Source organism: Micromonospora sp. RTP1Z1, assembly GCF_033804685.1.
In the GTDB taxonomy this organism is placed as follows: domain Bacteria; phylum Actinomycetota; class Actinomycetes; order Mycobacteriales; family Micromonosporaceae; genus Micromonospora.
This window is the reverse complement of record NZ_JAPFQV010000069.1, coordinates 1-12728: the sequence shown is the minus strand read 5'-3', so window position 1 is coordinate 12728 and position 12728 is coordinate 1. Positions and strand designations below refer to the sequence as shown.

The following is a 12728-nucleotide window of genomic DNA, read 5'->3' as shown; positions in this document are numbered from 1 at the left end:
GCCCGGCCGGGCGGTCAGGGCAGCCGGGCCAGCACCGGACGGAGGGCGGTGGCCACGTCGGGCGCGGTCACCGGACCGCTCCGGGCCGCCTCCCGGCCGGCCAGCCCGTGCAGGTACGCCGCCGCGGCGGCCGCCCGGTCCGCCGGCACCCCGGCGGCGAGCAGCGAGCCGAGCAGCCCGGCGAGCACGTCCCCGGTGCCCCCGGTGGCCAGCGCCGGGGTGCCGGTCGGGTTGACGTACGCCCGGCCGTCCGGCGTGCCGATGATCGTGCGGTCCCCCTTGAGCAGCACCACCGCGTTCATCCAGGCGGCCAGCCGCAGCGCGGCCGCCACCCGGTCCGCGCCCGGGCTCTCGCCGCAGAGCCGGGCGTACTCCCGGTCGTGCGGGGTCACCACGATCGGGGCGTCCCGGTCGCGCAGCCGGTGGGCCAGCTTGCCGTCCACCAGCAGGGTGAGCCCGTCGGCGTCGAGCACCACCGGCACCGGCGCGGCGAGCACCGCCCGCAGTTCGGCGGCGGACTCCTCGCCGATGCCCAGCCCGGAACCGCAGACCCAGGCCTGCACCCGGCCCGCGTCCGCGACCCGGCCGGTGGCGATCACCGACGGGTGCTGGTGCAGCACCTCCGCGCGCGCCCCGCCGGCGTAGCGGATCATGCCGGTGGGCCCGGCCAGCGCGCCGGAGACCGAGAGCACGGCCGCCCCCGGGTACGTCGCCGACCCGGTCGCCACCCCGACCACGCCCCGGGTGTACTTCTCCGAGGCCGCGCCGAGCTGCGGCCACCAGTCGGCCACGTCCGACCACTCGGTCACCCGCAGCGCCGGCGACCCGCGCAGCCACGGCGCCAACCCGATGTCGACCAACTCGACGTGCCCGGCCAGCTCGGCGGCCGGCCCGACCACCAGGGCCGGCTTCAGCGCGCCGAAGGCCACCGTCACGTCCGCGTGCACCGCGCTCGGCCGGCCGGACGCGGTCAGCGGCACGTGCCCGGTGTCCACCGCCACGCCGCTGGGCACATCCACCGCCACCACGGTGGCCCGGGCGCCGTCCCGCCCGCGGTGCCGGACGAGGCTCGCCGCCAACTGGTCGGCGGTCTCCCGCAGCCCGCCGCTGCCGCCGATCCCGACGATGCCGTCGAGCACCAGGTCGACCGGGGCCGGGGGCCGGTCGACCAGCCGCCCGCCGGCGGCCCGGAGCGCGGCCAGCCCCTCGGCGTGCGCCCGGCCGGGGTTCAGCAGCAGGACGGAGACGGCCGCCCCGCGCCGGGCCAGGTGCGCGCCCGCCCAGAGGGTGTCGCCGCCGTTGTCACCGGAGCCGACCAGCAGCAGCACCCGGCCGCCGTAGACCCCGCCCCGGTCGGCCAGCAGCAGCGCGCAGCGGCGGGCAAGCCCGGCGGCGGCCCGCTGCATCAGCGTCCCCGGCGGGAGGGTGGCCATCAGTCCCGCCTCCGCCGCACGTACGTCCGCGACCCGCCACACCGGTTTCATGCCACCCCGTCCCGTTGGTGGGCGGACCGGGCGGCCCGCCGGTCAGCTCAGCGTTCCGCGACCACCATGGCCGACGCGATTCCGCCGTCGTGCGACAACGACAGATGCCAGCGGTTGATCCCGCGCTCGGCCGACGCGGCGGCGACCGTGCCGGAGACGGTCAGCCAGGGCCGGCCGTCCGGGTCGGGCACGACCTCGCAGTCGTGCCAGCTCAGCCCGGCCGGGGCGCCGAGCGCCTTGGCCACCGCCTCCTTGGCCGCGAAGCGGGCGGCCATCGACTCCGGCGAGCGCGGGTTGCCCGACCGGGTGTATCGCTCGGCCTCGGTGAAGAGCCGGTCGGAGAGCAGCGGCGTCCGCGCGAGGGCCCGGGCGAACCGGTCCACCAGCACGACGTCGATGCCGACAGCCACGATCACGCACTCACCCTACCGGCGGTGGGGGGCGCAGATTAGCCACCGGGTCCGCGGTGGGCAACGCCTGTGGACGACCGGCGGGTACGACCACCGCCCGTCGTCCACAGGGCCGGCACCCGGGGCCGGCCGCTGCCTAGCGTCGTCCTCGTTGCCCGCCCGGCCCCGGATCGTCGCCGGGGTGGGCGTCGATCCGCCGCCGGCGTCTCCCGTCGGCGGCAGCCGAGCCGGGGAGTCCGCCGATGACGGAGGTGCCGTTCACCGTCCAGCCCGAGTTGCTGCGCGAGGCGGCTCGGGCGCTGGGCGACGACGCGTACGCGCTGGCGCACGGGCTGGCCGGGGTGCCGGGGCTGGTGCTGCCGGCCGACGGCTGGCGCGCCGGGGCGGCGCTGGCCGAGCTGGAGTCGGCGGTGCATCGCTGGTGCGGGGCGCTGGCGGCCCGGGTGGCGGACACCGCCGACGCGGTCCGGGTCGCGGCGGACGGCTACGAGGCGGTCGACGAGCGGGCCGCCCGACGCCTGGCCGGAGTGCCCCGGTGACCCGCCGCCCCGGGCCCCCGGCGGCCCGGTACGTCGCGTCGCCGGTGGCTACGCCCGACGCGTCGCAGGTGGTGGGGTACGCCCAGCTCTGGTCCGCCGACCCGGGCGCCTGGGCCGCCGCCGGCGCGGCCTGGCGCGGGTCGACCGGTCCGGTGCGGCACCGGGCCGACGCCCTGGACGCCCGGGTGGCCGGCCTGCGTCCCGCCTGGTCCGGCGCGGCCGGCGACGCGGCGCGGGAGCGGGTCACCGCGCAGCGCACCGAGCTGACCGGCGTGCTGCCCGCGCTGATCGAGGTCGAACAGGTGCTCGCCGAGTTCGCCGCCCGGTTGCGCGGGGCGAAGGCCCGGCTCGCCGCGGCCGTCGCCCTCGCCGACCAGGGCCGGCTGCTGATCGACCGGTCGGGCCGGGTCCGGGCGGATCCGGCCGTGCCACGTCCCGCCGAGCGGGTCGGCCCGGGGGTGGCCCAGGTGGCGGCGGCGGTCCACCAGGCGGTGGCGCTGGCCGGGGCGGCGGATCGGGAGGCGACCGCCCGGTTGGCCGGTTTGTCGGCGGCGGCCGGCGCGGGCTGGGTGAGCATCCCGCCGGTCGGGCGTCCCCCGACCGGCGCCGGTCCGGGCGAGGTGGGCCGCTGGTGGGCGGGGCTCACGCCGGCCGAGCGCCGGTGGCTGGTGGCGCACGAGCCGGCCCTGGTCGGTCGCCTCGACGGGGTGCCGGTGACCGCCCGGGACCAGGCCAACCGGCTGCTGCTGGCCGCGCGGCGGGCGGCCCTGCTGGCGCGGGAGCGGGGGCTGCTGAGCCGGGCGCCCCGCGGTCCGCTGGAGGTGGCCGGGCTGGCGCGGGTGGCGGCGGCGCTGCGCGGCCTGGACGCGCTCGCCGAGCGGTTGGCCGCGTCGGGGCCACCCCGGGCGTACCTGTTGGGGCTCGACCCGGCCGGCGACGGGCGGGCGATCGTGGCGCTGGGCAACCCGGACCGGGCCGGCGCGGTGCTGACGTACGTGCCCGGGATGACCGCGGACCTGGCCGACGCCCCGGGCGAGCTGGGCCGGGCGACCCGGGTGCTGGACCGCTGCGCCGCGCTCGCCCCGGCCGAGGAGACGGCGGCGGTGCTCTGGCTGGACTACGACGCCCCGGACTTCCTCCACGAGGCGGCGTGGGGCGGGCAGGCCCGGGACGCGGGGCCGGCGCTGCACCGGTTCCAGGAGGGGTTGCGCGCGTCCCACGAGGGGCCGCCGGCCCGGCACACGGTGCTCGGGCACAGCTACGGGTCGGTGGTGGTGGGTACGGCCGCCCGGGACCACGGGTTGAGCGCCGACGCGCTGGTCTTCGTGGGCTCCCCCGGGGTGGGCGTGGAACACGCCGCCGAGTTGCGGATGCCGGCCGGTCAGGTGTGGGCGAGCACCGCGCCGGACGACGTGATCCGGCTGGCCCGGCCGCCCGACGAGCTGGCCCGGCGGGCGGTGTTCGGCGCGACGCCGCTCGGCCCGGCGGCGGCGCTGCTCCACCCGCCCGGGCACGAGCTGTGGTTCGGGCACGACCCGAGCGATCCGGGCTTCGGCGGCCGGCGCTTCCCCAGCGGCCGGTACGGCCACACCGGCTACTGGGAGGCGGGCAACCCCGCCCTGGACGGGATGGCCCGGGTCGTACTGGGCGGGTGAATGCGCGGGGCCCCTCCACCGCGTGGTGGAGGGGCCCCGGAGCGGACGGCAGCCGACTACTCGACGGTGACCGACTTGGCCAGGTTGCGCGGCTGGTCGACGTCGTGCCCGCGGGCGGCGGCGATCTCGGCGGCGAACACCTGCAGCGGCACCGTGGTGACCAGCGGGGCCAGCAGGGTCGGCGTACGCGGCACGTAGATCAGGTGGTCGGCGTAGCGGACGACCGCCTCGTCGCCCTCCTCCGCGATCACGATGGTCCGGGCGCCGCGGGCGCGGACCTCCTGGATGTTGGAGACGACCTTGTCGTGCAGCATGCCCCGGCCGACCGGCGACGGGACCACGCAGATCACCGGCGTGCCCTTGTCGATCAGCGCGATCGGGCCGTGCTTCAGCTCGCCGGCGGCGAAGCCCTCGGCGTGCATGTACGCCAGCTCCTTGAGCTTGAGCGCGCCCTCCAGGGCCACCGGGTAGCCGACGTGCCGGCCGATGAAGAGCACCGTCGGCTCGGACTTCAGCTCGCGGGCCAGCTCGCGGACCGGCTCGATCCGGTCGAGCAGCTCGCGCAGCTTGCCCGGCATCTCCTGGAGCTGGGCGACCACCGCGCCCACCTCGTCGGCGAACTTGATCCCGCGCACCTGTGCCAGGTACAGGCCGATCAGGTAGCAGGCGACGAGCTGGGTGAGGAACGCCTTGGTGGAGGCGACGGCGATCTCCGGACCGCCGTGGGTGTAGAGCACGGCGTCCGACTCGCGCGGGATCGTGGAGCCGTTGGTGTTGCAGATGGCCAGCACCCGGGCCTTCTGCTCCTTGGCGTGCCGCAGCGCCATCAGGGTGTCCATGGTCTCGCCGGACTGCGAGATCACCACGATCAGGGTGGACCGGTCGAGGACCGGGTCGCGGTAGCGGAACTCGCTGGCCAGCTCGACCTCGCAGGGGATGCGGGTCCAGTGCTCGATGGCGTACTTGGCGGCCAGCCCGGAGTGGTACGAGGTGCCGCAGGCGACGATGAAGATCTTGTCGACGTCGCGCAGGTCCTGCTCGCTGAGGCGGACCTCGTCGAGGGCGATCTCACCGGTCTCGGTGAGCCGGCCGAGCAGCGTGTCGGCGATCGCCTGCGGCTGCTCCTCGATCTCCTTGAGCATGAACCAGTCGTAACCGCCCTTCTCGGCGGCCGAGGCGTCCCAGTCGACGTGGAAGTCCTTGCCGGTGGCGGGCTGCCCGGCGAAGTCGGTGATCTCGATGCTGTCCGTGGTGATCAGGACGATCTGGTCCTGGCCCAGCTCGACCGCGTCGCGGGTGTGCTCGATGAACGCGGCCACGTCGCTGGCGAGGAAGTTCTCCCCGTCGCCGCGGCCGACCACCAGCGGCGAATTGCGCCGGGCGCCGACCACCGCGCCGGGGATGCCGGCGTCGACGGCGAGCAGGGTGAACGCGCCCTCCAGCCGCCGGCAGACCACCCGCATGGCGGAGGCAAGCAGCTGCGGGCTGTCCATCTCGCCGGCCGCGCGCAGGTCGGCCAGCGCGGCGGCGAGCAGGTGCGCGGCGCACTCGGTGTCGGTGTCGCTGACGAACTCGACGCCGTCGGACTCCAGCTCGGTGCGGAGCTTGGCGAAGTTCTCGATGATGCCGTTGTGGATCACCGCGACCCGGCCGTCGGGGGCGACGTGCGGGTGGGCGTTGCGGTCGGTGGGACCGCCGTGGGTGGCCCAGCGGGTGTGGCCGATGCCGGTGGTGCCGTCGCCGATGCCGATCGGGCTGGCGGCGCAGGACTCCGGGTCGACGGCGGCCCGCTCGGCGAGCACCTTCTCCAGGTTGGCCAGCTTGCCGGCCTTCTTCTCGGTCAGCAGCTGGTCGTCGCAGACGATGGCGACGCCGGCCGAGTCGTAGCCGCGGTACTCCAGCCGCCGCAGTCCGTCCAGCACGATGCCGAGCGCCGGGCGCGCGCCGGCGTAACCCACGATTCCACACATGATCCCGAGCCTAACCCAGCTTCGCTCATCGCGTCTGCTCGGAAGTGCGGTAAACGATCACTTAATTTGAGCGATCAGGTGAACACCGGCGAAGGATTGGACATATCACCCGGCCCGGACGGCCCGCCGGGCGTGTCGTCCGGGTCACCGGCGGGCGGCGTCGGCCGCGTACATTGAGGGCCCGCCGCCGGGCGACGGCCCGGCACGGCACCCCGATCCCTCCGCGGATGTCTCCGCGCCCGTCCCCTGCGAGCTGACGTGATGTCCGAGGCGACCCCCTCCCCCGACCCGCAGCCGCCGGGCGGATGGACCCCGACCGACCCGACGTCCGCGCCCACCCCGACGCCGTGGGCGCCGCCGGACCCACTGGCCGCCCCCCAGCCGTGGACGGCACCTGCTCCCTGGTCGCCGGCCCCGACCGCCGGCTTTCCCCCGTCGGCCGGCCAGCCCTCGCTCGCGTCCGCGCCGCCGGGCTGGCCGCCGCCCGGCGACCCGCCGCCGTACGCGCATCCGGGCGCGCCGCCACCGCCCACCGGCGGCGGCCGGATCGCCGCGGTCGTCATCGCCGTGGTGACCGTCCTGGCGCTCGGCGTGTGCGGCTGCCTCGGGGTGGCCGGCTTCCTCGGCGCCGTCCGCTCGGAGCCGACGGCCACCGGTGAACCCTTCGACGAGCCGTACCCGGGCGAGCCGGGGAACGACGTCACCGGGGACACCGGCGGCGCCACCCAGGGGACCTCCCAAAACCCGGCCGCCACCCCGTCCGGCGGGCCCGGCCGGCTGAAGGTCGTGTACGAGGTGACCGGCGCCAACCCGGTGGACCTCCAGTTCTACGACGCCAACGGCGACTTCTTCCAGCTCGACGGGATGCGGTCGCCGTGGCGGCTGGCGTTCACCGCCAACGACCGCCAGCGGGTGCAGCTCATCGCCTCGCCGGGCGACCCGGCGGGCACCGGCAAGGTGACCTGCCGGATCACCATCAACGGGAAGGTCGTCTCACAGGTCACCGGCAGGTGGGGGACGGCCTGCTTCGGTTGGTAGGACCGGCGCGGTGGTCGCGGGGTCGGCGGCGGGCTTGCGGCGTCGGTGGCGGACCGTAGGCTGGCCCGCGTGACGACGACCGACCCCCTGGTGGCCCGGATGCGGCCGTTCGGCACCACCATCTTCGCCGAGATGTCCGCGCTCGCCGTGCGTACCGGGGCGGTCAACCTCGGCCAGGGGTTCCCCGACACCGACGGCCCGCCGGAGATGCTGGCCGCGGCCGCCGAGGCGCTGCGCTCCGGGCACAACCAGTACCCGCCGGGCCCGGGGATCCCGGCGCTGCGCGCGGCCGTCGCCGCCCACCAACGCCGGTTCTGGGGGCTGGAGTACGACCCGGACGGCGAGATCGTGGTGACGGCCGGCGCCACCGAGGCGATCGCCGCCAGCATCCTCGCCCTGTGCGAGCCGGGCGACGAGGTGGTCTGCTTCGAGCCTTACTACGACTCGTACGCCGCCTCGATCGCGCTGGCCGGCGCGGTCCGCCGCCCGGTCACGCTGCGTCCCGCCGCCGACGGCCGGTACGCCTTCGACCCGGCGGAGCTGGGCGCGGCGTTCGGGCCACGGACCCGGCTGGTGCTGCTCAACTCGCCGCACAACCCCACCGGCAAGGTGTTCACCCCGGACGAGCTGGCGCTGGTCGCGAAGCTGTGCCGGGGGCACGACGCCTACGCGGTCACCGACGAGGTGTACGAGCACCTGGTCTTCCCCGACGCCGCCGCGCCGCACGTGCCGCTGGCCACGCTGCCGGGCATGCGGGAGCGGACGCTGCGGATCTCCTCGGCCGGCAAGACGTTCTCCTGCACCGGCTGGAAGGTCGGCTGGGTGAGCGGGCCCGCGCCGCTGGTCTCCGCGGTGCTGCGGGTCAAGCAGTTCCTCACCTTCGTCAACGCCGGCCCGCTGCAACCGGCGGTGGCCGTGGCGCTCGCCCTGCCGGACGCGTACTTCGAGGACTTCGCCGACGGGCTGCGGCGGCGGCGCGACCAGCTCGTCGCCGGGCTCGCCGACGCCGGCTTCGAGGTGTACGCGCCGGACGGGACGTACTTCGTCACCGCCGACGTCACCGCGTTGGGCGGCCGGGACGGGGTGGAGTTCTGCCGGTCGCTGCCCGAGCGGTGCGGCGTGGTGGCGGTGCCGACGCAGGTGTTCTACGACAACGCGGAGGCGGGCCGGCGGCTGGTCCGCTTCGCCTTCTGCAAGCGACCCGAGGTGCTCACCGAGGCGGTGGCCCGGTTGCGCCGACTTAAGGAGCACCGATGACCGACGAGTACACCGATCGGGTCCGCCGGGTGGCGGCGCTGCGCGGCTGCGACACCGTGCTCTCCGGGATCCGGCCGACCTCGGTGGCCGAGCAGCTCGACACGATCCGGGCGACCGCGACCGACGAGCTGCTGCCCGACTTCTACGGCGAGGGCGGGGCGGTCGAGGCGGTGGAGCGCCGGGTGGCCGAGCTGCTGGGCACGGAGGCGGTCGCCTTCTTCCCCACCGGCACGATGGCTCAGCAGGTCGCCATGCGGTACGGCGCCGAGCTGACCGGTCGGGACGCCGTGGGCCTGCACCCGCTGAGCCACCCGCTGCTGCACGAGCGGGACGCGTACGCCGCGCTCGGCGGCCTCCGCGCGGTACGGACCACGGGCGCGCCACGCAATCCGACCGCGGCGGAGATCGCCGGGCTGGACGAGCCGGTCGGCACCCTGCTGCTGGAGCTGCCGCTGCGGGACGCGGGTTTCGTCCTGCCCAGCTGGGACGAGCTGGTCGCGGTGGTCGGGGCAGCCCGGGAGCGTGGCTTCCGGGTGCACCTGGACGGCGCCCGGCTCTGGGAGTCCACCGTCCACCTGGGGCACTCGCTGGCCGAGGTCGCCGGGCTGGCCGACAGCGTCTACGTCTCGTTCTACAAGTCCCTCGGCGGCCACTCGGGCGCCGCCCTGGCCGGCACGGCCGAGCTGGTCCGCTACGCCCGGGCCTGGCGGCACCGCTACGGCGGCAACCTGTTCCAGCAGTGGCCGGCGGCGTTGTCCGCGCTGGCCGGCCTGGACGGCGAGCTGCCCCGGCTGCCCGCCTACGTCGCCCACGCGAAGCGGGTGGCGGAGGCGCTGGCCGGCCTGCCCGACGCGCGGGTCCACCCTGCGCCGCCGCACACCCACCAGTTCCGGCTCTGGTTGCCGCACCTGGCGGATGCGCTGAACGACGCCAACCTGGCGCTCGCCGAGGAGGAGAAGGCCTGGTTCGTCAGCGGCTGGCGGGACACCGAGGTGCCCGGCGTGGCGACGGCCGAGGTGACGGTCGCCGGCCCGGCCCTGGAGCTGGGCGCGGACCAGATCACCGACCTGGCCGACCGCTTCCTGCGCCGGGTGTCCAGGGCCTGACCGCCGCCGTCAGACGACCGCCTGGTGGTCAGCCGGCCGCGCGGGCCGGGCCGGTGCCCTCCGCCGGCGCGGCGGTCCCGGCGCTGCCCGCCGCCAGCGTGCCGAGCACCGCGCCGCCGTCGGCGAGCAGCGCCGACTCGGCGTCGTCGACGAAGGCGAGGTCGGCCTCCACGTGCCGGCTGGCGGCCGAGAGGAGCAGCCGCACCACCGGGTCGTCCGCCCGGCGGCGCAGCCCGTCGAGGTTGCGCAGCTCCCGCATCAGGTGCCCGCGCTGGTTACCGAGCACGGTCCGGACGGTCACCGGCTCGCCGGAGCGGGCCGCGGCGGTGACCTTGAGGAAGAAGTCGTCGCGGAAGCCGCCGCTGCGGGGGCTCGGCTCGACGAGCCAGCGGTCAAGCTCGGTCCGCCCCTCCCGCGTGATCTCGTAGACCACCCGGTCGGGCTTGACCGGCTGGGCCTGCCGCTCGGCGACCACCAGGCCGTCCCGAGAGAGCCGCTCCAGGATCTGGTAGAGGTGCCCGATGTTGAGCGGGCCCCACTGCGGGCCGACCGCCTGCTCGAAGGCGCCCTTCAGCTCGTAGCCGTAGCTGGGGCCACGGGCGAGCAGGGCCAGGACCGCATGCTGGATCGCCACCGTCTCCTCCAATCCGGTCCGGGCGCGTCCGCCCGAAGGGGTCTTGCATTGTCACAATGTATCGCGCACAGTGTGCTCAGCACACGGGGAGGCGCGACATGTTCCGTTTCATCTGGGGGCAGCTACGTGGCCGTGCGGGACGGTCGGTGGCGCTGCTGGCCGGCGTACTGGTGGCGACCACCGGTTTCGTCGTCCTGACCGGCGCCACCACCACATCCCGACTGGAGGTCACCGGCACCGTCGAGCGGAACACCCGCGCGGCGTACGACATCCTCGTCCGTCCGCAGGGGACGCGCACGCCCCTGGAGGCCGCCCGGGGGCTGGTCCGGCCCAACTACCTCTCCGGCAGCTACGGCGGCATCACCACCGCGCAGTACGACCAGGTGAAGGCGGTCGCCGGGGTGGACGTGGCCGCCCCGATCGCCATGCTCGGCTACTCGACCACACCCATCGAAATGCCGGTCGACCTGACCGACGCGATCGACCGGTCGCTGGACCGCCAGGTCATCCGGGTCGACCGGACCTTCCTCGCCGAGCGGGGCCTCACCCACGCCCCGGCCCAGCCGGTCTACGTCTACGTCACCAAGCATCCGCTGCTCTATCCGCAGATCGCCGACGAGTTCCGGCTCGACGCCCTCAGGTACAGCGACGGCCGCACGTACGACTCGGAGGTGTGCGGCCCCGTGCCGCGCGAGGTGCTGCCGGGCGGGCGGAGCGTGCCAGTGTGCAACCCGCGCTGGGACCAGGACAGCATCCTGGCCACCCTCTCCGAGCGGCAGACCTGGTCGGTGGAGGCGTTCCGGCTGCTGCCCGACGGGCGCTTCGAGGCTCGCGAACCGGCCGCACCGGGCTCGCCGCTCGCCCGGTCGTCGGATCGGCTCGTCGCGCCACTGCGGCTGACCGTGCCGTTCCTGCTCGCGGCCGTCGACCCGGACGCCGAACAGCGGCTGGTCGGGCTCTCCGGCGCGGTGGTGGACGGCCGCCCCCTCACCGCCGCCGACGCCCCGCAGACGCAGAGCCCGCACGGTTTCCGCAGCCACGCCCTGCCCGTGCTGATCAGCGCCCGGCCGTATTTGGACGGCGCGATCCGCACCACCTGGACCCGGATCACGCCGCGGGGCAGCATCGGCGACGTCGCCCCGGACGCGTTGGCCCGGACGCTGCGTGGCGCACCCGCCGTACCGGCCGGCGGCCTCGAACGCGACTCGGTGGGCGCGTACCGGGCACAGCTCACCGCCGGCCAGGGCGTTCACGAGTGCTGCTGGGGGGAGCTCCACCGGGTCGTCCAGCCCGGCCAGACGGGGTACGACCAGCTACCGGACGGGACGCTGCGGCCCCGTACCGCCGCCGCCAACCCCGGCATCTACGGCGACGCCATGACCCTCACCTCGCTGGCCCGCCCCTGGCTGACCGAGGACATCCCGTTCCGCCCGCTGACCGAGCTGCGCCTGTCGCAGAACTCCGACGAGGCGCGGCAGTGGGTGTCCGTGGGCGTCTTCGACCCGGAGAAGCTGACCGGGTTCAGCGACCTCGGCAAGGTGCCGCTGGAGACGTACGAGCCGCCGGTGGCGCAGGGCGCCGACGCGCGCAGCCGCGCCGCGCTGGGTGGGAGATCGCTGGAGCCGAGCGGCAACCCGGCCGGCTACCTCTCCGCCCCGCCGCTGCTGCTGACCAACCTGGGCAGCGTGCCGAAGCTCCTCGAAGGCGGCAGCAGCCCGCAGCTGAAGGCGCCGATCAGCGCCATCCGGGTGCGGGTCGCCGACGTGGACGGCTACAGCGAGCGCTCCGCCGAGCGGGTCCGGCTGATCGCCGAGCAGATAAACCGGGTCACCGGCCTGGACGTCGACGTCACCCTCGGTTCCTCCCCCGCCCCGCAGACCGTGGAACTGCCGGCCGGGTCGTTCGGCCGGCCCGAGCTTCGGCTGACGGAGAACTGGTCCGCGCTCGGTGTCGCCTCGGTCATCACGAAGGCGGTCGATCGGAAGAGCGTCGCGCTCTTCGTCCTGGTGCTGGTGGTCTGCGTGCTGTTCCTCGGCAACGCGGTCTCCGCCGCCGTCCGGGACCGCCGGCCCGAGCTGGCGGTGCTCTCCTGCCTGGGTTGGCCGGCCCGGCGGATCGGGGCGCTGATCCTCGGCGAGGTCGCCGCGCTGGGCCTCGCCGCCGGGCTGCTCTCCGTCGGGCTGGCGTTCCCGCTCGGCGCGGCGCTCGACATCGGCCTCGACTGGCGGCGGGCGCTGCTGGCCGTACCCGTGGCCCTGCTGTTGGCGCTGGTCGCGGGCCTGGCGCCGGCGCTGCGGGCCGCGCGCGCCCACCCGGCCGCCGCGCTGCGGCCGCCGGTGGCGACCGCCCGATGGGTACGCCGACCGCGCACCCTGCCCGGCCTGGCCCTGGTCAACCTGGTCCGCACCCCCGGCCGCACCCTGCTCGGGGCCGGCGCGCTCGCAATCGGCGTGGCCGCGCTGACCCTGGTCACCGCCGCCGCGTACGCCTTCCGTGGCGCGATCGTCGGCAGCCTGCTCGGCGACACGGTGTCGCTGAGCGTGCGCGGCGCGGACGCCATGGCCGCCGTGGCGACGGTGCGGCTGGGCGCCGCCGCGGTCGCCGACGTGCTCTACCTCAACATCCGGGATCGGGC

Annotated in this window: 10 protein-coding genes; 6 read left to right on the top strand and 4 right to left on the bottom strand. The window is 75.8% G+C overall.

What is annotated here, in order from left to right; genetic code table 11:
• Positions 1 to 14: 14 nt before the first annotated feature.
• Positions 15 to 1484 (bottom strand): NAD(P)H-hydrate dehydratase, encoded by a 1470-nt coding sequence (locus SLP03_RS26560; protein ID WP_319463366.1) that lies wholly within the window; start codon positions 1482 to 1484, stop codon positions 15 to 17.
• A 47-nt stretch (positions 1485 to 1531) separates the two neighbouring features.
• The gene (locus tag SLP03_RS26555; RefSeq protein WP_319463365.1) at positions 1532 to 1900 is read right to left on the bottom strand and encodes a holo-ACP synthase; all 369 of its coding nucleotides are present in this window, start codon (positions 1898 to 1900) and stop codon (positions 1532 to 1534) included.
• A 236-nt stretch (positions 1901 to 2136) separates the two neighbouring features.
• Between SLP03_RS26555 and SLP03_RS26550 the strand changes: the two genes are divergently transcribed.
• Positions 2137 to 2433, top strand: coding sequence for a type VII secretion target (locus tag SLP03_RS26550; protein ID WP_319463364.1), 297 nt, complete (start codon positions 2137 to 2139; stop codon positions 2431 to 2433).
• Positions 2430 to 4088, top strand: coding sequence for an alpha/beta hydrolase (locus tag SLP03_RS26545; protein WP_319463363.1), 1659 nt, complete (start codon positions 2430 to 2432; stop codon positions 4086 to 4088). Before SLP03_RS26550 ends, SLP03_RS26545 begins: the two co-directional genes overlap by 4 nt.
• Positions 4089 to 4144: 56 nt before the next feature.
• Here the strand turns inward: SLP03_RS26545 and glmS are convergent, their stop codons facing one another.
• The gene (gene glmS, locus SLP03_RS26540; protein ID WP_319463362.1) at positions 4145 to 6058 is read right to left on the bottom strand and encodes a glutamine--fructose-6-phosphate transaminase (isomerizing); all 1914 of its coding nucleotides are present in this window, start codon (positions 6056 to 6058) and stop codon (positions 4145 to 4147) included.
• A gap of 261 nt (positions 6059 to 6319) precedes the next feature.
• On the opposite strand from glmS, the gene SLP03_RS26535 reads away from it, so the two are divergent.
• The 3 genes from SLP03_RS26535 (at position 6320) to SLP03_RS26525 (ending at position 9459) form a co-directional block, all read left to right on the top strand.
• The gene (locus SLP03_RS26535) at positions 6320 to 7096 is read left to right on the top strand and encodes an MmpS family transport accessory protein (protein WP_319463361.1); all 777 of its coding nucleotides are present in this window, start codon (positions 6320 to 6322) and stop codon (positions 7094 to 7096) included.
• Positions 7097 to 7165: 69 nt separating this feature from the next.
• Entirely contained in the window at positions 7166 to 8353 is a 1188-nt protein-coding gene (locus SLP03_RS26530; RefSeq protein ID WP_319463360.1) for a pyridoxal phosphate-dependent aminotransferase, read from the top strand.
• Positions 8350 to 9459 carry a threonine aldolase family protein gene (locus tag SLP03_RS26525; RefSeq protein ID WP_319463359.1) on the top strand — a complete coding sequence of 370 codons (1110 nt, stop codon included), beginning with the start codon at positions 8350 to 8352 and terminating at the stop codon, positions 9457 to 9459. Before SLP03_RS26530 ends, SLP03_RS26525 begins: the two co-directional genes overlap by 4 nt.
• Positions 9460 to 9487: 28 nt before the next feature.
• Here the strand turns inward: SLP03_RS26525 and SLP03_RS26520 are convergent, their stop codons facing one another.
• Positions 9488 to 10093 carry a PadR family transcriptional regulator gene (locus SLP03_RS26520; protein WP_319463358.1) on the bottom strand — a complete coding sequence of 202 codons (606 nt, stop codon included), beginning with the start codon at positions 10091 to 10093 and terminating at the stop codon, positions 9488 to 9490.
• 98 nt (positions 10094 to 10191) lie between these two features.
• Between SLP03_RS26520 and SLP03_RS26515 the strand changes: the two genes are divergently transcribed.
• Positions 10192 to 12728: FtsX-like permease family protein (locus SLP03_RS26515; RefSeq protein ID WP_319463357.1), on the top strand; the 2537-nt coding region annotated here is incomplete at its 3' end.

What these genes read in the sequence shown, in the direction of transcription:
- SLP03_RS26560 (WP_319463366.1), bottom strand. Translation starts at nt 1,484, where the DNA reads ATGAAACCGGTGTGGCGGGTCGCGGACGTACGTGCGGCGGAGGCGGGA.
- SLP03_RS26550 (WP_319463364.1), top strand. Translation starts at nt 2,137, where the DNA reads ATGACGGAGGTGCCGTTCACCGTCCAGCCCGAGTTGCTGCGCGAGGCG.
- glmS (WP_319463362.1), bottom strand. Translation starts at nt 6,058, where the DNA reads ATGTGTGGAATCGTGGGTTACGCCGGCGCGCGCCCGGCGCTCGGCATC.
- SLP03_RS26535 (WP_319463361.1), top strand. Translation starts at nt 6,320, where the DNA reads ATGTCCGAGGCGACCCCCTCCCCCGACCCGCAGCCGCCGGGCGGATGG.
- SLP03_RS26525 (WP_319463359.1), top strand. Translation starts at nt 8,350, where the DNA reads ATGACCGACGAGTACACCGATCGGGTCCGCCGGGTGGCGGCGCTGCGC.